Annotated in this window: 31 protein-coding genes and 1 pseudogene; 17 read left to right on the top strand and 15 right to left on the bottom strand. The window is 59.9% G+C overall.

Annotated features, from left to right (window positions below):
- The first annotated feature begins 61 nt into the window (after nucleotides 1-61).
- Entirely contained in the window at nucleotides 62-1,777 is a 1,716-nt protein-coding gene (locus PG896_RS10035; protein WP_270835667.1) for a glycoside hydrolase family 36 protein, read from the top strand.
- Nucleotides 1,778-1,835: 58 nt separating this feature from the next.
- On the opposite strand, the gene PG896_RS10030 is transcribed toward PG896_RS10035, so the two are convergent.
- Together PG896_RS10030 and sbcB are read right to left on the bottom strand one after the other, a co-directional pair.
- Entirely contained in the window at nucleotides 1,836-2,342 is a 507-nt protein-coding gene (locus tag PG896_RS10030) for a hypothetical protein (protein WP_039038881.1), read from the bottom strand.
- Between the two features lie 148 nt (nucleotides 2,343-2,490).
- On the bottom strand, nucleotides 2,491-3,918 hold the full coding sequence (gene sbcB, locus PG896_RS10025) for an exodeoxyribonuclease I (RefSeq protein ID WP_270835666.1): 1,428 nt from the start codon (nucleotides 3,916-3,918) through the stop codon (nucleotides 2,491-2,493).
- 181 nt (nucleotides 3,919-4,099) lie between these two features.
- On the opposite strand from sbcB, the gene PG896_RS10020 reads away from it, so the two are divergent.
- Entirely contained in the window at nucleotides 4,100-5,293 is a 1,194-nt protein-coding gene (locus tag PG896_RS10020) for a tyrosine-type recombinase/integrase (protein ID WP_270835665.1), read from the top strand.
- A gap of 158 nt (nucleotides 5,294-5,451) precedes the next feature.
- Here the strand turns inward: PG896_RS10020 and ssb are convergent, their stop codons facing one another.
- The 13 genes and pseudogenes from ssb to PG896_RS21160 form a co-directional block, all read right to left on the bottom strand.
- Nucleotides 5,452-5,922 (bottom strand): single-stranded DNA-binding protein, encoded by a 471-nt coding sequence (gene ssb / locus PG896_RS10015; RefSeq protein WP_270835664.1) that lies wholly within the window; start codon nucleotides 5,920-5,922, stop codon nucleotides 5,452-5,454.
- The gene (locus PG896_RS10010) at nucleotides 5,919-6,173 is read right to left on the bottom strand and encodes a hypothetical protein (protein ID WP_270835663.1); all 255 of its coding nucleotides are present in this window, start codon (nucleotides 6,171-6,173) and stop codon (nucleotides 5,919-5,921) included. Before PG896_RS10010 ends, ssb begins: the two co-directional genes overlap by 4 nt.
- 17 nt (nucleotides 6,174-6,190) lie before the next feature.
- A complete protein-coding gene (locus PG896_RS10005) occupies nucleotides 6,191-6,355 on the bottom strand; it encodes a hypothetical protein (protein ID WP_156129306.1) in 165 nt (54 codons plus the stop codon).
- A 215-nt stretch (nucleotides 6,356-6,570) separates the two neighbouring features.
- A complete protein-coding gene (locus PG896_RS10000) occupies nucleotides 6,571-6,990 on the bottom strand; it encodes a hypothetical protein (RefSeq protein ID WP_270835662.1) in 420 nt (139 codons plus the stop codon).
- Complete coding sequence (locus PG896_RS09995) at nucleotides 6,987-7,574, bottom strand: ASCH/PUA domain-containing protein (RefSeq protein WP_270670062.1); 588 nt, start codon at nucleotides 7,572-7,574, stop codon at nucleotides 6,987-6,989. The genes PG896_RS10000 and PG896_RS09995 overlap by 4 nt, the downstream gene beginning before the upstream one ends.
- Nucleotides 7,575-7,661: 87 nt before the next feature.
- Nucleotides 7,662-7,898: a hypothetical protein gene (locus PG896_RS09990; protein WP_270835661.1), complete on the bottom strand. Its 237-nt coding sequence runs from the start codon at nucleotides 7,896-7,898 to the stop codon at nucleotides 7,662-7,664.
- A complete protein-coding gene (locus PG896_RS09985) occupies nucleotides 7,895-8,170 on the bottom strand; it encodes a DNA cytosine methyltransferase (RefSeq protein WP_223955455.1) in 276 nt (91 codons plus the stop codon). The genes PG896_RS09990 and PG896_RS09985 overlap by 4 nt, the downstream gene beginning before the upstream one ends.
- Nucleotides 8,167-9,861: a phage N-6-adenine-methyltransferase gene (locus PG896_RS09980; protein WP_270835660.1), complete on the bottom strand. Its 1,695-nt coding sequence runs from the start codon at nucleotides 9,859-9,861 to the stop codon at nucleotides 8,167-8,169. Before PG896_RS09980 ends, PG896_RS09985 begins: the two co-directional genes overlap by 4 nt.
- Complete coding sequence (locus PG896_RS09975; RefSeq protein ID WP_270835659.1) at nucleotides 9,858-10,199, bottom strand: DUF4406 domain-containing protein; 342 nt, start codon at nucleotides 10,197-10,199, stop codon at nucleotides 9,858-9,860. Before PG896_RS09975 ends, PG896_RS09980 begins: the two co-directional genes overlap by 4 nt.
- A gap of 186 nt (nucleotides 10,200-10,385) precedes the next feature.
- Nucleotides 10,386-11,216: a DUF3037 domain-containing protein gene (locus tag PG896_RS09970; protein WP_270835657.1), complete on the bottom strand. Its 831-nt coding sequence runs from the start codon at nucleotides 11,214-11,216 to the stop codon at nucleotides 10,386-10,388.
- Complete coding sequence (locus PG896_RS09965; RefSeq protein ID WP_270835656.1) at nucleotides 11,213-11,980, bottom strand: HipA family kinase; 768 nt, start codon at nucleotides 11,978-11,980, stop codon at nucleotides 11,213-11,215. Before PG896_RS09965 ends, PG896_RS09970 begins: the two co-directional genes overlap by 4 nt.
- A 21-nt stretch (nucleotides 11,981-12,001) precedes the next feature.
- A complete protein-coding gene (locus tag PG896_RS09960) occupies nucleotides 12,002-12,436 on the bottom strand; it encodes a LexA family protein (RefSeq protein WP_333563592.1) in 435 nt (144 codons plus the stop codon).
- 24 nt (nucleotides 12,437-12,460) lie between these two features.
- A pseudogene (locus tag PG896_RS21160) lies at nucleotides 12,461-12,652 on the bottom strand (helix-turn-helix domain-containing protein); the annotation flags it as partial.
- A gap of 87 nt (nucleotides 12,653-12,739) precedes the next feature.
- Here PG896_RS21160 and PG896_RS09955 point away from each other — a divergent pair.
- The 15 genes from PG896_RS09955 (at nucleotide 12,740) to PG896_RS09885 (ending at nucleotide 20,448) form a co-directional block, all read left to right on the top strand.
- Complete coding sequence (locus PG896_RS09955; protein ID WP_102948868.1) at nucleotides 12,740-12,916, top strand: Cro/CI family transcriptional regulator; 177 nt, start codon at nucleotides 12,740-12,742, stop codon at nucleotides 12,914-12,916.
- Nucleotides 12,913-13,434 (top strand): phage regulatory CII family protein, encoded by a 522-nt coding sequence (locus PG896_RS09950; protein WP_052497104.1) that lies wholly within the window; start codon nucleotides 12,913-12,915, stop codon nucleotides 13,432-13,434. The genes PG896_RS09955 and PG896_RS09950 overlap by 4 nt, the downstream gene beginning before the upstream one ends.
- Nucleotides 13,435-13,511: 77 nt before the next feature.
- Nucleotides 13,512-13,724 (top strand): hypothetical protein, encoded by a 213-nt coding sequence (locus PG896_RS09945; RefSeq protein ID WP_199428472.1) that lies wholly within the window; start codon nucleotides 13,512-13,514, stop codon nucleotides 13,722-13,724.
- Nucleotides 13,717-14,631 (top strand): replication protein, encoded by a 915-nt coding sequence (locus PG896_RS09940; RefSeq protein ID WP_270835654.1) that lies wholly within the window; start codon nucleotides 13,717-13,719, stop codon nucleotides 14,629-14,631. Before PG896_RS09945 ends, PG896_RS09940 begins: the two co-directional genes overlap by 8 nt.
- Nucleotides 14,631-15,299: a replication protein P gene (locus PG896_RS09935; protein ID WP_159158930.1), complete on the top strand. Its 669-nt coding sequence runs from the start codon at nucleotides 14,631-14,633 to the stop codon at nucleotides 15,297-15,299. The genes PG896_RS09940 and PG896_RS09935 overlap by 1 nt, the downstream gene beginning before the upstream one ends.
- A complete protein-coding gene (locus PG896_RS09930; RefSeq protein ID WP_270835653.1) occupies nucleotides 15,286-15,558 on the top strand; it encodes a hypothetical protein in 273 nt (90 codons plus the stop codon). Before PG896_RS09935 ends, PG896_RS09930 begins: the two co-directional genes overlap by 14 nt.
- Nucleotides 15,558-15,839 (top strand): hypothetical protein, encoded by a 282-nt coding sequence (locus PG896_RS09925; RefSeq protein WP_270835652.1) that lies wholly within the window; start codon nucleotides 15,558-15,560, stop codon nucleotides 15,837-15,839. Before PG896_RS09930 ends, PG896_RS09925 begins: the two co-directional genes overlap by 1 nt.
- Nucleotides 15,840-15,915: 76 nt before the next feature.
- Nucleotides 15,916-16,626 carry a phage antirepressor KilAC domain-containing protein gene (locus PG896_RS09920; protein ID WP_333563591.1) on the top strand — a complete coding sequence of 237 codons (711 nt, stop codon included), beginning with the start codon at nucleotides 15,916-15,918 and terminating at the stop codon, nucleotides 16,624-16,626.
- The gene (locus PG896_RS09915) at nucleotides 16,623-16,820 is read left to right on the top strand and encodes a DUF3283 family protein (protein ID WP_270835651.1); all 198 of its coding nucleotides are present in this window, start codon (nucleotides 16,623-16,625) and stop codon (nucleotides 16,818-16,820) included. The genes PG896_RS09920 and PG896_RS09915 overlap by 4 nt, the downstream gene beginning before the upstream one ends.
- Complete coding sequence (locus PG896_RS09910; RefSeq protein WP_270835650.1) at nucleotides 16,817-17,809, top strand: DUF968 domain-containing protein; 993 nt, start codon at nucleotides 16,817-16,819, stop codon at nucleotides 17,807-17,809. Before PG896_RS09915 ends, PG896_RS09910 begins: the two co-directional genes overlap by 4 nt.
- Nucleotides 17,796-18,182, top strand: a complete 387-nt coding sequence (locus PG896_RS09905; RefSeq protein WP_171269711.1) for a RusA family crossover junction endodeoxyribonuclease — start codon at nucleotides 17,796-17,798, stop codon at nucleotides 18,180-18,182. The genes PG896_RS09910 and PG896_RS09905 overlap by 14 nt, the downstream gene beginning before the upstream one ends.
- Nucleotides 18,183-18,276: 94 nt before the next feature.
- Nucleotides 18,277-18,798 (top strand): antitermination protein Q, encoded by a 522-nt coding sequence (locus PG896_RS09900; protein WP_233421499.1) that lies wholly within the window; start codon nucleotides 18,277-18,279, stop codon nucleotides 18,796-18,798.
- 410 nt (nucleotides 18,799-19,208) lie between these two features.
- Entirely contained in the window at nucleotides 19,209-19,415 is a 207-nt protein-coding gene (locus PG896_RS09895) for a hypothetical protein (protein WP_033132437.1), read from the top strand.
- 2 nt (nucleotides 19,416-19,417) lie between these two features.
- A complete protein-coding gene (locus PG896_RS09890; protein WP_042047483.1) occupies nucleotides 19,418-19,909 on the top strand; it encodes a lysozyme in 492 nt (163 codons plus the stop codon).
- Nucleotides 19,852-20,448, top strand: coding sequence for a DUF2514 domain-containing protein (locus PG896_RS09885; protein ID WP_309295576.1), 597 nt, complete (start codon nucleotides 19,852-19,854; stop codon nucleotides 20,446-20,448). The genes PG896_RS09890 and PG896_RS09885 overlap by 58 nt, the downstream gene beginning before the upstream one ends.
- Nucleotides 20,449-20,500: the final 52 nt, after the last annotated feature.

Genomic DNA, 20,500 nt, shown 5'->3' with positions numbered 1-20,500 from the left:
CAACTGGCCCGCAGGGGATACAATGGCCCGGCTTCAACCCCATTCACAAGAAGGAGTTCCCATGTCGACCCCCTCTCTCCTGGCCCGGTTGCGCCAACTGCCCGCCGATCCCGCCCTCCCTGACACCCTGCTGCAAACCCGCCAGTGGGAGGGGCCGCTTTGCCGGGTGAGGCTTGACAACACCGGGAAGCAGTCCGAGGCCGTCCACCACTGGCGGCTGTTTGAGGGGGATCTCGGACTTGCGCCCGACGCGGCCATCTACGGAGAGGGGTTCCAGATGCTGGCCCAGACCGGGGGACGCTGGAATGCCCCCGAGCACCTGGGCCGCTGCCCCGATGCGTCTGTCTATCGCATCACCGCCGACCATGGCTACCACACGGTGCACAACCTGCTGCTGGTGGCGCAGGAGGGGGGCTGGCTGCTGCTGGCCTTTGCGAGCTGCCAGCGCTTTGGCGGGGAATTTCGCCTCCATCCCGACGGGCGCCTCGAGATCGTGATGAACACCGAAGGGCGCACCCTGGCGCCGGGTGCGCACTGGCAGAGCGAGGCGCTGATCTGCCAGGAGGGGCCGGACAGGGAGGCCCTGCTCGCGACGCTGGCGCAGCATATCGCCGCCGAGCACGGCTCCCTGGTGGGGGAGGTGCCCACGCGCCCGAGCGGCTGGTGCTCCTGGTATCACTACTACGCGAACGTGAGCGCGGCGGACATTCGCGAGAACCTGGCGGTGCGGGCCGAGCGTTTCCCGGCCCTGCGCTACGTGCAGATAGACGATGGCTATCAGGCCAGGATGGGGGACTGGCTCACCCCTTCCGCCAAGTTCGAGGAGGGGGTGGCGGCCCTGGCAGGGGAGATCCGCGCCGCCGGTTGCGAGCCTGCGCTCTGGGTCGCCCCCTTTATTGCCGAGCCCGGCTCGCAAGTGTTCCAGGATCACCCTGACTGGTTCGTGAAAGGGGAGGATGGCCTGCCGCTCCCCTCGGAGCGGGTCACCTACGGGGGCTGGCGCTGCACCCCCTGGTACGTGCTGGATGGCACCCACCCCGAGGTGCAGACGCACCTGGAGCAGGTATTTCGCACCCTGCGTACCCAGTGGGGCATTCACTACTTCAAGCTCGATGCCAACTTCTGGGGGGCCATCCACGGTGGTCGCTTCCACGACCCCGCCGCCACCCGGGTGGAGGCCTATCGGCGCGGCATGGCCGCCATCCTGCGCGGCGCCGGGGAGGGGGCCTTCCTGCTCGGCTGCAATGCGCCGCTGTGGCCGAGCCTCGGCCTGGTACACGGCATGCGGGTGAGCGATGACGTGGAGCGCCAGGGCCCCCGTTTTCGCCAGATAGCGCGAGAAGCCTTCTGCCGCGCCTGGCAGCACGAGCGGCTCTGGGTGCTGGACCCCGACTGCGTCTGCCTGCGGGATATCCCGGGCCAGCACGGGAGCCGCGCCGAGTACGACTTTCACCTGGCCGCCCTGGTGGCGAGCGGTGGCATGGTACTGGCGGGGGACAGATTGCAGGATCTGGACGAGGCGCAAGGGGCGCGCCTTGGCAAGCTGCTCGCCCTGTGCGCCGCGCGCACCCCGGCGGCCCGCTTCGAGGGGATGGCATTCGAGCGCGGGCGGGTGGCGCTGCCCGGGGGCGGCGAGCTGCTCTGCCTGTTCAACTGGGGGGAGCACGCCTGCGAGTGCCCGTTGGCGCCGGGGGGCACGGACTTCTGGGACGAGACGCCCCTGGGGAGCACCCTGGTGCTGCAAGGGGGGCAGGGGGCTGTGATCCGCTACCCCTGATGGCGTTGCACTGCAAAAAGGCTCCCGAGGGAGCCTTTTTGCAGTGGCGAAATGGTCTCTAGAAGTGCCACTCCATCCCGATGGCGTAATTGGCGGAGCCATAGCCCGGGATCTCGTTGCTGGAGGCGAGCGCCTTGACGGTGAGGCGGGTTGTCAGGGGGATGCCGAGCCCCATGCCGATGGCGATCTCGTCGCTCTGATCCCCCATCATGTCCACCCGCAGGGTGCGATAGAGGGAGAGATCCTGGCTCATCTGGGCATAGATCTGGGACGACTTGTTGTAGAGCTGGCCGAACACCTCCATCTGGAAGCCGTTTTGCGGCGTGATGGCCAGGGGAATGCCGGCGAAGCGGTAGAGATCCGAGTGGTTGAAATAGCTGTTGGTGATTTGCGGGGTGAAGTCAGTCTGCTGGTAGAGGGTGCTGAAATTGCGCTCGATGAGCCGGTAGGTCTGCTCCGGCAGGCGCAAGAGGTAGTCCGGCACCTCGAACCGGGCGCCAGCGAGGGCGGCCTGGGGCAGCAGGGCACAGGCGACGAGTGTCAAAGCAGGCAGAGCTGAACGCATAAAACGAGAGTTCCCCAACAGTCGAAAGCACGGCATCCATGCCGTCAGCGCATCTAAATATTCACACTATCAGGAGCTTGGGCTCCCTGCCCATTATGTCGCGAGCCGGGGAAACGCATCGGTTTTTAACTGTGAAACGGCTCACATCTCACAGATTTTCAAGGTAGTGATAGAGACTCTTTAGAATCGCAAAGTTCCGTTCGTTCCCCTGGTTCTGTTCCGCCAGGGCTTCCAGGCGCGGCACATAATCCGGCAGGCGGCGGCTGAAGTAGTCACTGCAATGCAGGCGCCAGCGCTTCTGCTCCGCTTCGCTCAAGGTGTGGGGCCAGTTGCGGGCGCGGTAACGGAACAGCATCTCGGGCAGACGGGGATCCGTGAAGGCAAACTCCCGCTCCCCCAGCAGATCCGCCGGAGTGGCGCGCACCAGATCCATGGTGGACTTGTCGCCGTGGCCGAAGAAGCCGGCGTAGAGCTGGGTGTCGGGGTCGCCGTCGGTGCTGCCGGCAAACTCCTGGTTGAACACCTCCACCAGTTTTTCCCGCACCTCGGGGTGGGCCCGCAGCAGATCCAGGCTCTTGCGGCACTGAGCCCGATTGATGCCCAGCTCGTCCGCCCGCTCCGGCGTCAGGGTGGCGGCCGGGGCCAGTACCGGGCACTTGTTGATGTGCACCAGTTTGACCGGAATGCCGGCCAGATCCCCCAGCTCCTCTTTTTTGGTGTAGAGGCGCTCGCGGATCTCCTCGCAGGAGAGCTCGATGAGCGGAGTCGGGTCACGGGTCAGATCCACCATGATCACCGCGTTCTGGTTGGTGGGGTGCCAGGCGAGCGGCGACACCCAGCTCGCACACCCCTGCCAGGGGGAGAACATGCCGGAGACGTGCACCAGGGGTTTCATGGTCACCACGTCGATGAGGGCCTTCACCTTGTTCTTGTTGCGAAGATCAAAGAGGTACTCGAAGAGCTTGGGCTGGGCATTTTTCACCAGCCTGGCCATCTCGATGGTGGCCAGCACATCCGAGAGCGCATCGTGGGCGTTGGCGTGGGCCACGCCGTTGGCCACCGTCAGCTTCTCCAGCCTGAAGCTCGGCTTGCCCTCGTCGTCCAGGGCCCACTCTATCCCCTGCGGGCGCAGGGCGTAGCAGGCCCGCAGCATGTCGAGGATGTCCCAGCGGGAGTTGCCGTTCTGCCAGGCGTAGGCATAGGGGTCATAGAAGTTGCGATAGAGGGTGTAGCGGGTCACCTCGTCATCGAAGCGGATGCTGTTGTAGCCGAGCACGCAGGTGCCCGGGGTGGCGAACTCTGCGTGGATCTGGCGGATGAAGTCCGCCTCGCACAGGCCGTCCTTCATCGCCTTTTGCGGCGTGATGCCGGTGATGAGGCAGGCTTCCGGCTCCGGCAGGTAATCTGCCGGCGGCTTGCAGTAAATCACCAGCGGCTCGCCGATGATGTTGAAATCCGCATCGGTGCGAATGCCCGCAAACTGCGACGGCCTGTCTTTGGCCGGACTGATGCCGAAGGTCTCGTAGTCGTGGAAGTAGTAAGTGGGCTGGGTGGTCTGCTTCGCTGATGTGCTCATGTGTTCTTGTATGTTCGCGCTTCTGATTGATTTTTCAGGGTTTAGTGCTGTTCTGGTGAGGTGCAAATTCCGAAGACACTTTCATCGTTCACCCAAACCTGACGTTGTTCAATGGCCTGCTGGTACATTATCTGGTACAAAACACCCCATGAGAGTGGTACAAAATTTTAATGGGGTAGCAATGGCGTTATCAGATAGCTGGCTTCGAGGGGTGAATGGTAAACCATATGCTGGCCCGAGCGAAGTGAGCGACGGTGATGGGTTGAGTGTCCGGGTCTCACCGAAGGGGGTGGTTGCGTTCCAGGTTCGGCATGTGGTCGACGGGAAGCGGGTTCGGACCTCTCTTGGTCGGTACCCGGCTCTGACCTTGCGAGAGGCCCGGATAAAGGCCGATGAGCTCAAAAGCGGTGTTACGCCGATCAGTGCCTCGGGCGACGAGCCTACGCCTGCAGCCTTGTTTGATGAGTGGTTCGAGAAGTACGTGATGCGGGAGTGCCGAGAAGGCACCCAGAAATACTATCGCTATACCTTCTCGTCAGTGAAGAACCGCTTGCCTGACCGGCCAATCAACCAGATCACCATGGACATGTGGTTGAGCTATTTCGATGCCATCAGTGAGCGGGCACCAGGGGTAACCCGGGCGGTGATCACGGCGTTGAAGGCGTGCTTCAACTGGCATGTTCGCCGCGGCACGATCAACATGCCCAACATGATGAGTCTGCGGGCTCGAGATGTCGGAGCTCCCGCCAAGACCGGACACCGAGTGTTGACGGTTCCCGAAGTCGCCAAGATCTGGCGTGCCATCGAGGCCAGCCGGGCAGGCACCGGCAACAAGGTGATTCATCTGCTCTGCTTGGTCTATGGGTGCAGGCTTTCCGAGGCCAGAACGCTCAAGCGTCAGGACCTGGATTTCGAGTCTATGGTCTGGACCGTGCCGGCGGAGATCAGCAAGACCGGCAGGCCTATCCGCCGCCCCATTACATCGGTGGGCAAGCAACTGTTCGAACGAGCCGCGATGGCGTCGGTGGACCCGGTCTATCTGTTCCCAGGTCAGGGGGAGGGGAATGGGCCGTTGGAGATCCACTCGTGCAATCGGCTGGTGAGCCGCTTACGCAGCAGCCTGGGGATCCCCCATTGGCGGATTCATGATGCTCGTCGAACGCTGTCGACCCGGTTATCGGAAATGGGGGTGTCGCCCCATATCACCGAAGTGATGCTGGGGCACACCCTGCTTGGCGTGATGGCTGTTTACAACAAACATGACTGGCTTGAGGATCAAGCGGCTGCCTATGAGCGCTGGTGGACAGTGATCCAGCGGGAGCTAGGCGTTGCCACTGATCCGGTTGTGGCTGTCAATCCAGGCCATGACGTGTGATTTGATCCAGCGCAGTGGCTGGTGGTCGATAGGCTTGGGAAAGGTCGCGTCTTTATTGCGGAGGTGATACAAGGCGGTTCGACCTTTTCCCAGCATCACCATCAGTTCTTTCTGCTCAATTTTCTCAATGGGCTCTAACATAAATCCTCCGGTGAATCCTAGAACGGCAGGTCGTCATCGTAATCAAATGGCGGCTCGTTGCTTTGCTGGCCCGCAGATGTAGTGGCGGCAGGCCTGGCTGGTGGCTGGGACTGAGCCTTCTGCGGGCTGCCTTGCTGCGGCTTGCCGCCAAGCATCTGCAGTACCCCGGTGAAGCTGTCGACCAACACCTCAGTTGTGTAGCGGTCGCTGCCGTCCTGCGCCTGCCATTTTCTGGTCTGCAGCTTGCCTTCGACGTAGACCTGCGTCCCTTTCTTGAGGTGCTTTCCTGCAACCTCAGCCAACGCGCCCAAGAAAACAACCCGGTGCCACTCGGTGCGCTCTTTCTGCTCACCGGTCTGCTTATCGCGCCATGATTCTGAGGTGGCCAGGGTGATGGATGTCACCGCGCCGCCGCCCTGGTTGTAGCGCACTTCCGGATCCTGCCCAAGATTGCCGATCAGGATGACCTTGTTGATGCCTCGTTTCATTCTGCGATCCTTTTGAATTCAACAACCATGTTGTCGTTGTCATCCACGTCAACCAGCACTTCGTAGGTTGGCAGCTTCTCGCCCAGTTCAACCTCATCAAATGCCGGGTGCTCTGCGGTGTGGGTGGCGGTGTCGCGGTAGAGGTTGTGCTCGATATCCAGCACGACCATATCTTTCTGGATGGCCCGCATCAGCTCATAGTCGTGGCGTCTGAACCTGTCACCCTGTATTGCAAATTTTCCTAGTCGCATGGTTTTTCCTCTATCAATCAGCCGACCATTACCGACTGGGCGGTCATGTCCATATCCGAGAGCGGATTGGTGCTATCAATATCGGCCTGATAGCCGACACAAAACCGCACCCACTCTTCAAACTCATCATCCGTATGGGTCGGCAGGTCGTCCCTGTCTATCTCAATCGTTACCCGTTCCATAATTCGCTCCATCTATCTCTTTGCCATTGCCTTAAGGCAGTGTTTGCAGGTCACAGCTGCCGGTTTATCCGTGAGCGATGCTGCGTGTTTTTGCTTAACCATCAGCTGGTCGCACTTTCTGACGTAGTGGGGCACCAATCCTTCACGATCCCACTGCTCGTAGGCTTCTTGCTGATACCCTGGCTTAACGTCAGCCCATTCCTTGAGGTGTACCTTCATCCTGTCACCTGCTCTGTTTTTGCTACCTGCCATCGGTAGCCGCGGTGGTGCTTCTGCTTGCCGCGCAGGCAGCGGGAGATCATCTCCCGATCAAACCCCATCTGGCGGTGCGCCTCGTGGATGCTGCCGAACTGGACGGTCGTGCCGTTGCGATAGGTGCCGATCACCGGTTTGTACTCCCACTGTGACGGGGTGACCTTGTCCACATAGAGGCGGCGGCCTGATGCCGGTGCCCCGAGCGAGTTGCAGATCTGGCATTTCTCAACCCGGGTATCGAATCTCGGTTCGCGGTGAATGGCTGCGATGATCCCGCTGGCCCGCGAGGTGCTGACGTTGAACTCGGCCGCCACGTCAGCGCTGACGGCCCCCTGTGCTCTGGTGTGAACCCACTCGGCCACGTCTTGAACGATGCTCATAAAGACCCACCTTCCTGTTTTTGCTCTTTGTGGAGCAAGTCATCGTGAGATGGTCCGATAATGGATTGAGGGTCTTCACCAGCAAACCTGATAACCTGTCTCCATACGCTATCCAAAGTCCTGCGATAAACGTTCTCCATGGGGCGGTGAGCAACCTGCTGGTGCCAGCTAGTAACTGCAAAATCAAGCAGACTCAGATCTTGTTGATGTGGAAGTTTTCCTGCCAGTGCCGCGTCGCACCGTGATGGGAATGACTGCGTTTGCGGAACTTCGCCGATTGCCTCCCTCAGCAGCTCCGCCATCACACCACACTGGCGGGTTGCATCTGCAAGCTGTTCGGCCAGTTCCTGATCGCGCTTGTTTGCCAGCCCAAGCACCACATATCCAGGCTTTTGCTCGAAGTCGGTGATGTAACTGACCGTCCTTTCCACAAAATTTCCGTTGAACTTGCCATCCCAAGACTTGAGAATCAGGGTGTCGCCGACTTGGAAGTTGCGATCGGTGTTGTTGCGGATCTCGAATGTCTTCTCGCCGTTGACAACTGCAGCGAAGTATTCCGGCTTAATCTTGAGCTCGTGTTTCATCGCAATCCCCTTAAATCAGTGCCAGCGCCACGAAAGCGGCCAGTGTGTTGAGTGCCAGAATGGTGAGTACGGCGGCTTGTTGCTTGGTCATATCTTCCATCCATCCTGGTCGAGTGTGGGTGCAATGGTCACCATGTCTTGCCACACGCGGGCCACCTGCTCATCGCGCAGGGTAGGGGCGTTATCGTCAGCATGCTGGCCGACGGCGATCATGGTTGGCGTGGCCTGTTTCGGTACCAGCGCCCAGCCTTCTGGCAGTTCAATCTCGAGCGATTCGGCGTAGAACAGCTGCATGCGCATTGCCGGGGTGAGTTGGATTTTCATGCTGCCCCCATCAGTGCATGGATGATCCGCTTTCCGGCCAGCGGCGGAACTGCGTTGCCTGCCATGTGAACGGTCAACCGGTGGTTGTTTGGCCGCTTGATGTCGCGCGGGAAGCTCATTGCCAGCAGGTTTTCTTCTGCCGTGAGCATTCGCATTCTGTCGCCGTCCACGACAGCCCAGCGATCGCGGGTGGTGATGGTGCCAATCGGCCGCTCAATGCTTCGCCCGGTGCGGGCATGAACCCACTCGGCAACCTCCTGAATGATGCTCATGCTGCCACCTCATTCACTCTGGTAATGGCGTTGATCATCACGCTCTTTTGCGTGACGGGGCTGAGGGTCGGCTCGTTATGCAGGGCGTTCAGCAAGGCGATGACGGCCTCCTGGCGGTGCAGGTCGAGCATGGTGAAGGACTCGGTGAAGTTGTATCCCTCAACCTGCTTCAGAGTGGAGACAGTCTTACGCAGCAGCGTCTTGGTTTCCTCGTCCAGGGTGGTGTATTCGTCCATGAGCTGCTCGTCGCTTACCGAGATGGCGATCGCTACCTCCCGGGCGGTGTAGTGCTCCTTGGAGCCGTAGAGGACAGTCAGCACGGCGACGAAGCATGACCACTCGGCGCCACCCAGATTGAGCTCGTCGTTCTGGTAGTCGAAGGCCCAGTCTTCCAGCGGCTTGGTGCTGGGTTCCTCGGTTGGGTGGTGGGCATCCAGCAGCTCGAGCTGCCGCTCTGAATGGTTTGGCTCTGGGATGGTGGCTTCGGCACTCTGCGCCAACAGCTCGGCGGCCTTGGCGGTGGCCAGTTCCTGCAGATCGCCTAGCGCCGTCAGGTTGTCGATGATCCAGGCGGCCAGCTCGGCGGTCCTGGCCGGGGTCAGGATGTCCGCATCGTCGATCTGGTAGATAACCCCCTTCACTGCGGGGTGGCGTTGCCAGTGGGGCAGGGTGGGGGAACGACTCTCTTCTGCGACAAAGCCCTGATGGATAGGCTTGCCGGCCAGCAGGTTGGCGACGGCCAGATCGAGCCGATAGAAGATCTCGGAGAGTGGATAAGGCTCGTCCAGCCAGCCTTGCACATAACCCCTGACCATATCCTGTTGCTCTTCGCCGAGATCAACGCATTCAATTTGCTTGGCCATGATGCTGTTGGCATCGGCATAGCCCAGTTCGGCAGCCGCAGCGGCGCTGGCCTCGTTATCGTCGGCTGCTGGTGGTTCCCCCGCGGCCGGTTCTGTTTCGGCGGGTTGCTCCTGGGTGACCACGGGGGTCAGCTTGGGCGTGGCGTTACGGATAACGTGATCGGCGGCCAGGGTGAGCTCTACCGCTTGGCGGTGGATCATGTCGAGGATGATGGTGCCGGTGGTGATGAGGTCGTCACGGCGCAGGCGTGCCTCGGGGCGGCGCTCGCCCTGCCAGCTAGCGTCGAAGATCACCACGGCTGAGGCAAAGCCGCTAGAGCTGGGCTTGTCCTTCTTCGGGTCGCGGGGCACGTACCAGCTCGGTACCTCAAAGCCGATGCGGCCGCTGATGAACTGGATGAAGTCGGCATCTTCCGGCCACCAGGTTTCGCTGGTGGCGGCCTTGATGAGCAACATGATCTTGGCGCCCAGCGCCCGTTGCTCGCGGCAGTAGTTGAGGATGGCCTCCATCCCGGTGATGGGGTTCCCCTCGCTATCCGTGCAGGGGCGCGAGTAGGGCGGGTTGGCGTAAGCTGCTCCACCGAGGCGGCGCAGGTCGGCGGCCAGCTCCTGGGTGAGGGCGTTGTCTTCGGCATCGTAGTAGTGCGGCACCAGGTGGTTGCAGTCGTCGGCAAACATGTCGAGCACCACCGGCCCCAGGGTGGGGGCGAACTGGTGGAACAGGCCCCAGGCCAGCGCCTTGGGGGTCTGCCACTGGTCGCCTATCTGCTTGAGCTCGTGGTCAGGCTGGGCCTGCAGTTCGGCCAGCGCTTGGGCGTAGTGGTTCATGCCGCCACCTCGGGGCTGGTGGGGTACCAGGCAAAGCCATCTTCGGCTTGGCGGATGACCTTGCCGCACTTCATGGCGAGGTTGAATTCGGCGGTGGCGCCTTGGGAGTTAATCCAGGCAGGCAGCATGATCACCTCATCGGCCATCATCACCATGGGGCAGCAGAGCTGCATGTATTGTTGCTGGGTGAGTCCGTCCGGCAGGGTTGCCGGGTTGAGTACGATGTGGCCTTTTTGCTGCTGGTGGAGCGCTTCGGTGTTGAAGGCAGGGCGGTTGTATTCCGGCAGGCCAGACATTGGCCCTGCGATGTAGACGATTTTGCGTTGTTGGTTCGACATGGTTCATCCCGTTTACTGGTGTATCTGGGATTAAGTTAAGCCACCCAAACCAAAAAGTAAAGCATTAAGTTGTGATTGCTTAACTGTGTGGGTGTAAAAAAGCCCACCGTGCTGGTGGGCAGTGTCATTCCCTGAAATATAAAAAGAAAAAGCCCGACATAGCGGGCTTTATTACATTGGTAAGTTTTATATTTGTGCGGCGAAGGTCAATATCTTCTCTTCGTCGTTAGCCGACACAGTGGTGATATGGCTATCGGTAAAAATGTTTCTGGCCATATTCAGCGCCTTGGCTATCCCTGGCTCTTGTTGGTTATCCGGCTCTGCAATCGGCAGCAAGACTGTCTCTGGCGTCACGATGTTGGCGCTAAAGAGTCGGGTAAACCGTCCAGCCCATTGTTCAGCATGTTCAACAATCTTGTTGGGGGTGCCATGCATCAGGCTCAAGGGGCGAATAGCCTTCATGGTCTTCCCATTTTTTTGATGAGTGAAGGGGATGTTCGCCTTGACCAGCCCCAATGCATCTTCAAGGTTACGCTGCTGATAGTATTTGCGCAGGTCGTGCTGCTCCAGCAGTGTTCGCATTGACCTTTCCAACTGTTCGGTTGCCGAGGGGTGTTTGGCAAAACTGTGATGAACATAGTGTTGGTAAAGACCGTCCAGCGTATCTTGCAATTCGCCATCCATGATGGCGGGCCGCACATGGCTGTAGTAGATGATCCCTTCTTTGACCTTGGTCACCTCTTGGAACAACGTCCTTAAGCCTTCCGGGGTGTAACCACGCGCCGTCATCTGCTTGACGCGCTCAAGCTCGCTGGCGACATAGTGAGTGGCCCGGTTTGGCAGTTGGCGATCCAGGTCACTGAAAAAGTTTGTGACCCTTAAAAAGCTTCTAGTTTCAAGACGATAGTCAAAGAATCCCACTTTAGGGGCGCACATCACCACCCCTACGTTGGCAAACTCTTCAGTTTCTCGGTAGGGGCGGAACTGCACAGTGGCATAGAGCACTTCATGCTTCATGGCGTAATCCAGCTCCAAAAATCGGGGTCATTATACCTGCTCAGTATGGGGGAGATGACATCGTTAATCACCTCTTTTCCATCGGGCAAACGGCTGTTAGCCTCTTCAATCCAGCTATCTGGAATGGTGGCTATGATCTGCGGTAATAGCGCCATACAGTGCTGAATTTTTGTTTCATATTCTGCTTTCGTTACGATGTCATCCAGGCTATCCCCCGCATTTTCACCACAAAACACATGGTGGGTAGCCAAGGTGGCAAGGTTCTCATGAGGGTTTAACGCAAGATTGTGATCAAAAACCCATAGTTGTTGTGGGTTGAGTATGTCCTGCAGCAAATTGACGTTACCACCGTGCCCAGACAGGGTGCGGTCCCCGTTTTTTATCCAAGCATCGAAAACCAGAATGTCAGTTTTGAGCCGAGGCAGAACGGATAAAGAAGCCAACCTCGTCAATGTCACTGCGGTGTCTTGATAGAGGGAGGCGAAGCCAACCGTATCATCGGGTTCGTTACACACATCGCCGCTGTGCTTGATCAGGCGTGGCATGTCGATCACCAGCTTACAAGGCGGAACCGGCAGGCCGAAGGCGATGGCCAGATGTGCGCAAATCCATTCGGCAATCAGTTCATAGGGGGGAACTTCCCCCAGCGTCTTGATGACATAGTCGTTGCCGTCACTGCACCGGCATAACCTGGCTCCGGTACGACCATCATCCATCACACGATGAATTTGGGTCGCCGAATAGTGATAGGTATCGATTGCCAATTCTAATATTGTCACTCGCTGTTAACGCCGTTTCCTGCGGCGACGGTGCTCCACCATGGTGCCGATTATTTGGATATGTTGGCGATCCGAGCGCATGGTGGCGTAATCGTCATTGAGCGGGGCCAGCTCGAAGATCTCTTTGCCGTCTTCACTGTAGCCGCGGGGGCGGTACTTCTTGAAGGTGGCCTCTTCTTCGCCGTTCTTGGCAACCACGAAGTCGCCAGGGTGGAGCGGTTCGTCCGGGTCGATCAGCACCAGATCGCCCTCGGTGAATTCCGGCTCCATGGAGTTACCCCGGATCACGATGGCAAAGGCGCGCTCGCCCAGCTCGAGATCGGTGGTGATGTAGGCCATATTGCCATCGCACTCGCGGATCTCGTTCGGCGCTGTCCATACCCCCGCCTGCACATAGCTGATCACCGGGATCCGGTGAGTGTCTGGTGATGCTATTTCCATGTTCTGACCAGAAGGCTCGCCCTTCCCATCCATCAACCAAAACACAGAGACGGAGAGTGCCTTTGCCAACTCGGAAAGGTTCTTTGCGTCAGGGGTGTACACCCCATTCTCCCACTGTGAAATGGATGCCTTGTTTGCGCCTATTTTGTCGCCGAGTTGCTGCTGGGTCATTTTCAGGCGCGACCTAGACAGCTTGATGCGTTCTCCGATGCTCATAGTTAAGTAATTTAAACCTTTTGGCGTTAATTGTGCTTGACCGGAGAGTTGCGCTTGCTTAACCTTTCCTCATCGACAGGAGGGGCTATGAAGAAACTAGACGTTATCGCCTACTTTGGCGGGGTAACAAAGACCGCGAAAGCACTCGGCATAAGCAAGTCGGCAGTGTCGCTATGGGGGGAAGAAATCCCTTACGGTCGCGCTTGTCAGATCCAGCTCCTCACCAAGGGGAAGCTGAAAACTGAGCAGGTGCGACCATCATGACAGAAGCCAAAAAAACAACCACGAGAGTCAAGCGGGATCACTCCCACGCATCTGACCCTATTGACGCCGCTTATCAGTTGAGCCGCCGGTACAACATCACCGAGCTGGCCAAGCTGATGGGCAACAAGCGCCCGACCACCCTGAACAACAAGTTCAACCCGCAGTGCGAAGACCATCACCTGACCCTGTCTGAGGCCATGGCTGTGACCGAGCTGACCGGTGACAACGCCATTCTGCAAGCCTGGGCGTTGTCTCGTGGCCATGTGCTGGTGGCTCTGCCGGATAGCACGGTGAGCGAGGAAGAGCTGGCCGACCAGGTGATGACCGTCACCTCAGTGGTGGGGGCGGTGTTCGGTGAGCTGCATCTGGCGCGTCAGGACGGGGTGATTGACCCGATCGAGCGTCAGGCAATTACGGCGGCAGTGCATCGCGCCATCAGGGAGCTGTTGAGTTTGGAAGAGTCAGTGGCAAGTCAGGTACGTCCGTTGCCAGTGGCAGTGCAAGGAGGAGCGAAGTGATGAATGGAGTTCAAAAAGATTGGGCCGGCGCTGCTGTAACAGCCCGACCCGAGGTCAATTTTCTTGGAGAAAACAACATGGATAAGCGTACCGAAGCTGGCGCCAAAGCGCAAGGTAAGCGCCGCAACGTGATCCCGGCTGTGATCCCGCGTCTGGTTGAGAGTCAGGGCCAGTCCTATCTGGTTTATGGCGGTCTGCTGCGCGGCATCAAGATCCCGGCAACCCCCGAGCAGGCCAAGCGTCACCTGAGCTGCCTGATGCAGCACCTGCAGGAGGTGGCTCATGGGTAACCTTGCCACCGTTATTCAATTCCCCGCTCATAGCGCACTAGCGAAGCCACAGGAGGTCATGGTGGCAGATTGTGATGATGGTTACACCAGACTGGCTAACGACCTGCTCGATGCGCTGATTGAGGCTGACCTGACCAAGCACCAGTACAAGGTGGCCCTGGCTGTCATCCGCAAGACCTACGGCTTCAACAAGTCTATGGACTGGATGACCAACGAGCAGATCGCAGAGGCGACCAACATCCCGGCCACTCGGGTAAGCACTGCCAAGAACGAGTTGCTGCGCATGGGTGTGCTCATCAGCCGTGGTCGTAAAACTGGCCCGAACAAGGTCATTTCTGAGTGGCAAACGCACATTCCACAAAACAGGGAAACATTCCCCAAAACAGGGAAGGAAAGTTTCCCCAAAACAGGGAAGGCAGATTCCCCGAAACAGGGATACACAAAAGACACTATTCAAAAGACAAGAAAGACAAAAGATCAAAACACTAGCGCCGAGCCCGCTATCGCGGCCTCCACGCCGGTGGTGATTGAATCTGTTTCTGCTGAGCCTGTTTTACTGCCCGCCAAGCAGCCAGCACCGCAAGAGCCTGTGGTGATCACCATGCCGCTCAACAGCGGTGAGCATCAGGTAACCGAATCGTTCGCTGCCCAGATGCAAGCCCTGTATCCGGCGGTGGATGTAGCCCAAGAGCTGCGCACCATGACTGGCTGGCTGATTGCCAACCCGACCAAGCGCAAGACCAAGACCGGCATCAACCGGTTTATCAACGCCTGGCTGTCGAAGTGCCAAGACCGTGGCGGCAGCAATGGCCTTCAGGCCTTCACGCCGCGCCGCAATGACCACACCGACCTGACCCAGACCATGACGGCCGCTGAGCTCAACCAGCGCATGCAGGAGGGCTTCTGATGACCATGAAACCACTCAGTGCTGTGCTGCACGAGATCGCCACCGCGCCGACCGTGGAGACCATCACCCCGCAGCAGCGCCCGCTGACCGATCGGGATTCCAAGATGGTGGCCACCCTGTTCGAGCAGTTGAAAGCGGTGTTCCCGGCATGGAAGCAGGCATTCCCCACTGACGACCATCAGCGCCGCGCACTGGCCGAGTGGACCCGCGCCCTTGTCGATGCCGGTTGCACCAGCCGCGAGCAGCTGCAGCTGGGGATGCGGATGGCCCGCAGCCACGGCGGGGACTTCTTCCCGAGCACCAGCAAGTTCATCAAGTGGTGTGAGGTAACGCCGGAGTCATTGGGCTTGCCCACGCTGGATAGCGCGCTGGTTGAGGTTCGCACCCGCCGTTACACCCATCCCGCCGTTGAGCTGGCCGCCAAGGCGACCAGCTGGGAGCGCCAGACCTTGAGCGCAGACGCTTACCGCGCCGTGTTCGATCAGGCCTATGCCCAGCTGGTGCGCCGGATGATGGCCGGTGAAGACCTGAATGCCGAGGTGATGAAGGGGCTGCCAACCCGGGCGCAGATCCAGCACAGCCCGGAGTTTTACCAGCAGACCGGCCAGCGCGCCGTGGCAAACCTGAAAAAGCTGTTCAAGCGGGGAGGTGAGCATGGTGGCCAATAAACACGAGCTGATCGCCAATGCTGCGATGACTCTGCTGCACAAGATGTGGCCCTGCACCTTCGATATCGAGATCCCGGAGGCGCCCACCGGCTGGAGCTGGACCATGGCACAGAACGCCGGTGAGTTCGAGCTGGTGCTGGCCTGTGTCGGAGAAGGTGACGATTTCGAGCTGTCATCGGTCGATGTGATCACCAAGGACGCAGTGGCGCTGCAGGCCTCGCTGCTCAGAGCAAACATCAGTTGTCTGGGGGTGCAGTGATGGCAGTGACATTCAGTGAAGCCTGCGAGCGGGATATCAAAGCCGCCAAGCATGTGCGGGTAGCGGTGTACCCCGAGGTGAAGGATTGGCTGCCGGTGCAGGTGCGCCTTGAGGTGTCGGATTGTCCGCGCCAGCTGGGGGCCACCTCTGCCGCCCACCGTGCCGGGCACTACCTGGTGCAGGATGCCGATCTCGGCGAAGTGATGGCGGCGGTAAACGCCCTGCGCGGCCAGCAACAGCGGCCCGCCACGTTGGAGATGATCAAATGCGCGATTTCATGAAGAGCACCCTGATGGTGGTGGTGATGATTGGCCTGGCTGTGTATCTGGCCGCGAATGTGTCGATGGGGGTGAAGTGATGGAACTGATGAAGACAAATGCCAGCCCGGTAATGAGCACCCGCGAGATAGCTCAGTTGGTGAAAAGCAATCATTCCGACGTGAAGCGCTCGGCAGATCGGCTTTTCACTGCTGGTTTATTAACCCAGCCGTTGGCTGAGTTCCCATTTCAACACAATGGCAATGAATACACCGAGTACCGGTTGAACAAGCGTGATTCATTGGTGCTGGTGGCTCGGCTGTCTCCTGAATTCACCGCTGCCGTGGTTGATCGCTGGCAGGAGCTGGAGCAGCAGGTCCACCAGCCCGCGATGATGATCCCCCAGACGCTGCCGGAGGCGCTGCGGCTGGCAGCTGAGCTTGCAGAGCAGAAGATGGAGTTGGAGCGAAAGGTGGCGCTGGATGCCCCGGCAGTGGCGTTTGCGAAGCAGATCGCCAGTGTGGAGAAGGGGATCACCTTGTCGGCGTTCGCCAAGACGGTGGGCCTTGGCCCCAATACCCTGTTCACCCTGCTGAGGGAACGCAAGATCTTGATGAGTTGCCGCGGGGAGCGCTGGAACCTGCCGATGCAGGAGTATGTGGACCGAGGGCTGTTCGCGACCCGGGAGAGCTCGTTTGACAGCAACGGCGAGCGGCGGATCAGCTTCACCCCCCTGATCACCGGCAAGGGCCAGCAGTGGCTGGTGGAGCGACTGATCCGTGACGGCATCCTGCGCGGGGTGGCGGCATGAGTCACAACCTGGCCCTGTTGCCATCGTCTGAACGGCAGCGCATTGAGTTGATCAAGCAGGCGCACCTGCTGGTCTGGCGCCGGCGGCGCAATGAGATCGGGCGTGAGGTGGTGGTGGCCGCCATCGAGGAGGTGGAGGACTTGCACCGCGAGTGGTTCCGCCAGCAGTTGAACGCGATCAGGGGGCAAGCATGACGATGGCCAACGCCGTATTTGTGGAGGCACTGGGCCTGGCCCTGGTGCCGCTGGGGGACGACCTGCCAGCGGTGCGCCATCAGCTGTCAGGCAAGCCGGTGCGCCTGGTGCGCGATCTGGGTGGCGACCTGCTGGCCCAGTTCCCCGAGCTGGCGGGGGCCCTGGCCTGCGCCGCGGTGGTGAATGCCGCCGGCGGGGAGCTGCTGACCGCCAATGCCACTGCTTGCGTGATAGCCGATGGCTGCATTGGGGAAACCGTCACCGCAGAGGTGGAGGGGGTCCATCTGCCTTTGTGCTGGCATCACGACAACGAGCACCACGCCGGGCAGCTGCCGCTCCGCCTCGCTGATGTGGCCGACTGGCTGGCGCGGGTGGTGTTGCAGCGGGTGGCTGGCTGGTGCGGGGTGGCCGTGCCAGAGCTCACCGCCCGGGATCTGTGCTGGTGGGCGACCGTCTTCAAGGTGTTGCCGTCACTGCCGGATCCGCTGCTTCGTGCGGCCTGCCGCCTGGCCCCCATCGAACCGGATCGCAAGTGGTCACCCCGCGGTCACCGGGAGACGGATGCCCGCTATCGCCAGCACCGCCTGGAAGTGACCGAGAGTGACCCGCTCGCCGATCTGCGGCCCCGCATCAATGCCAAACCTGCCATCCGTCATATCGATCCGGAGCCCGCGGCCCTGCACCTGGGCAAGCCAAAACGCCAGCGCTGGGAGTGCGCGGCCTACCTGGCCTTTGTCCGGCAGTTGCCCTGTGTGGTGACCGGCCAGCGTGAGGGGGTCGAGGCGCACCATGTGGTGGGTCACGGGATGAGTGTGATGGGTAGCAAGGCACACGATCTGATGGTGTTCCCGCTAGCCCACCAGCCACACATGGAGTTGCACCGGATCGGGTGGAAGGCCTGGGAGGCCCAGCACGGTTCGCAGCTGGAGCACGTTATCAACACACTGGAGCTGGCTTGCTCCTTGGGAGTGTTCAATGCCAAAAGCTGATTCATGGACAGTGACCCTGCCGTGGCCCCCTTCAACCAATCAGATCTGGCGCAATGTGGCCGTGGGCGGCAAGCCGAGAACCTTGCTGAGTGAGAAGGGACGACGCTTTCGTGCTGCTGCCGCCCAGCAGTGCCTGATCAGCCGGTTGGCTGGCATGCGCCTCGATGGCCGCTTGCAGGTAGTGCTGCTGGCTTGCCCGCCCGATCGCCGCGCCCGGGATCTGGACAATATGCTCAAGGCGACGCTGGATGCGCTGACCCACGCCGGGGTGTGGCTGGATGACAGCCAGATCGACCTGCTGACGGTACAGCGCGGCAAAGTGGTGAAGGGAGGCAAGGTTTCGGTGTCGGTGGAGGTAATGGATGCGCTTTGAGTATGCAATTACGGTTGGGGATCCGCGTTCTGTGATGCTGCAGGCCTATCAGGCGCAGTCAACGGGGCGTTCTCATTTGACAAAGAGTGATGTAATGACGGCATTGGGAATGGTTCAGAAGCACAATGGTGCCGGCATGGCGCTGGTGATGGCGCGTTACTGCAAAGACCTAGGGGATGCCAAGAAGGCCCTGCTGGCTGTGCAAGCCGAGTGCGCCAAGATTGCCCCCCGCTATGTGGGGGCCAACAAGGAACGTGGCCATGGCATGGCCTTGCGCCGGGTGGCCGAGCTGGCCCTGGAACACTACTGCCGCACTGCTGACACTCCTGGGGCTTCCTGTCACCCGCAGTTCTGCCGGGGGCGGGGAGTGATCCGCGACCTGGAACTGAGCCGCCTGCACGGCAAGGCGATTGATAAGGTGTGCCCACGCTGTGGTGGTACCGGGCTACGCCCCATCCCGGGTACTCAGATCAGACGCGCCATTGAACCGTTGGCTGGTGGACTGACCCGTGGGCAATGGGAGCTGGGCTGGTATCCGCTCTATCTGGCCGTGCTGGATTGGTGCCACCAGCAGGAGTCAGCGGCGCAGACGCGCTATTGGTATACGACGCGGTAAGTCACTTGCCCCTAGAACCCCGCTTCGGCGGGGTTGTTGCTTGTGCAGGTGAGGGTGGCTTGACGGCCACCTGCAATTTTGTGTAGGCTGATTGCCAACGATGGAAGACTGCACCCGAAAGGTTGCGGTTTTTTTTGTTTCTTGCTCTCAAACCTCGGCTTAGCCGCAATGCTGTTCACTTAAGAGAATTTGAGTTCCAGTCCACGTAGTATCAGGACAAAAAATCGAGGGAGGCATGATGCCTCCCTCTTTCTATTGCAAGCCCCGCTGGATAAAGGCTGGAGGAAGATCGACTGGACACAGCCTTGCCCCCTCAACTCAAATCCAATTTATGAATAATCAGTCAAAAAAGTGCTTATCTGAACAGCATTGCGGCTTAGCCGGGGTTTTTTCGTTTCTGGGGTGGATTCATGAATCAAGGCCATGAGCAGATCGCTACCACTGTGGTCGGTGAAACTGCGAAATCTGCCCCTCCTGTAGCGGTGGTGAGTATGTCGTGGGCTGGTGTCTCTTTGAATGACTGGGTGCTGATCGCGACGCTTGTGTGGCTTTCGGTTCAGATCGGCTGGTTTATCTGGTCGAACATCATCAAGCCACGCGCCAAGCAGGTGGGGTAGGCATGACAAAAGTACGAATTGCCATAGCGGCGCTCACTCTCAGTGCTGCCGGCTTTGTGGGGATCCTGAATCGGGAGGGGTTTGAGCCGATGGCTTACCCCGACCCAGTACACGGTACCAAGCTCCCCACTATCGGCTTTGGGAGCACCGAAGGGGTCAAGATGGGTGACACCATCACGCCCGTCGCCGCGGTGAACAGGAGCCTTCGGGAGGTGCGGGTGTTCGAGAATGCCCTCAAGGCCTGCATCAAGGTGCCACTCCACCAGTATGAGTTCGACGCCTATGTCGAGCTCTCCCACAACATCGGTCCCGGCGCCTTCTGCCGATCCACCATCGTGAAGCGCCTGAACGCTGGCGACTACCCCGGGGCCTGCGAGGCGATCCTGCTATTCAAGCGTTCCGGCAACCAGGACTGCTCGGTACCGGGGAACCGGGTATGCCCCGGGCTCTGGAAAGACCGGCTGCGCCTCAATGCGAAGTGCAAGGGGGTGTGATGGGAGTGACTCAGCAGAGCAAGGTGCTGCCGTTCCTGGCCGGTGCCTTGGTGATAGCCGCCCTGGCCGGCGGCGGTGTGGCGCTCTATCGCTCCGGTCATGCTGCTGGGGAGGAGGGGGAGCGCAAGACCTGGCAGGCAAAGTGGAATGAAGAGGCTGCCCGCCTTGCCACAGCCAGAACTAAGGCTGAGCTGAAGGCTCGGGAGGAAGAGCAGCGCCGGCAGGCTGAAATCGATGAGGTGAGAGACCATGCACAAGAAGAAATCGCCCAAGCGCAGGCTGATGCCGCTGCTGCTGACCTTGAGTCTGGCCGGCTGCGCGAGCAAGCCCGCCGCCTGGCAGCCCGAGCAAGTCAGTGCGCCAGCAATCCCGGGGCTGCCCAAGGAGGCCCGGCAGCCGGACATCCTGCCATGGTGCTCGCCGACCTGCTCAGCCGGGCTGATGAAAGAGCGGGTGAGCTGGCAGCAGCGTATGACCGAGCTCGAGCGTCAGGACTAGCCTGCGAAAGAGCCTATCTCTCATTGACTCAACCCCGTTAACCCAACTACCGCAATACCCCACCCCCCAGGGTAAAGGTACTCCCAGCCACCC

It is taken from the genome of Aeromonas sp. QDB30, assembly GCF_027707645.1.
Lineage (GTDB): Bacteria > Pseudomonadota > Gammaproteobacteria > Enterobacterales > Aeromonadaceae > Aeromonas > Aeromonas caviae.
The sequence above is the reverse complement of the archived record's forward strand: the minus strand, read 5'-3'. Positions and strand labels throughout refer to the sequence as shown.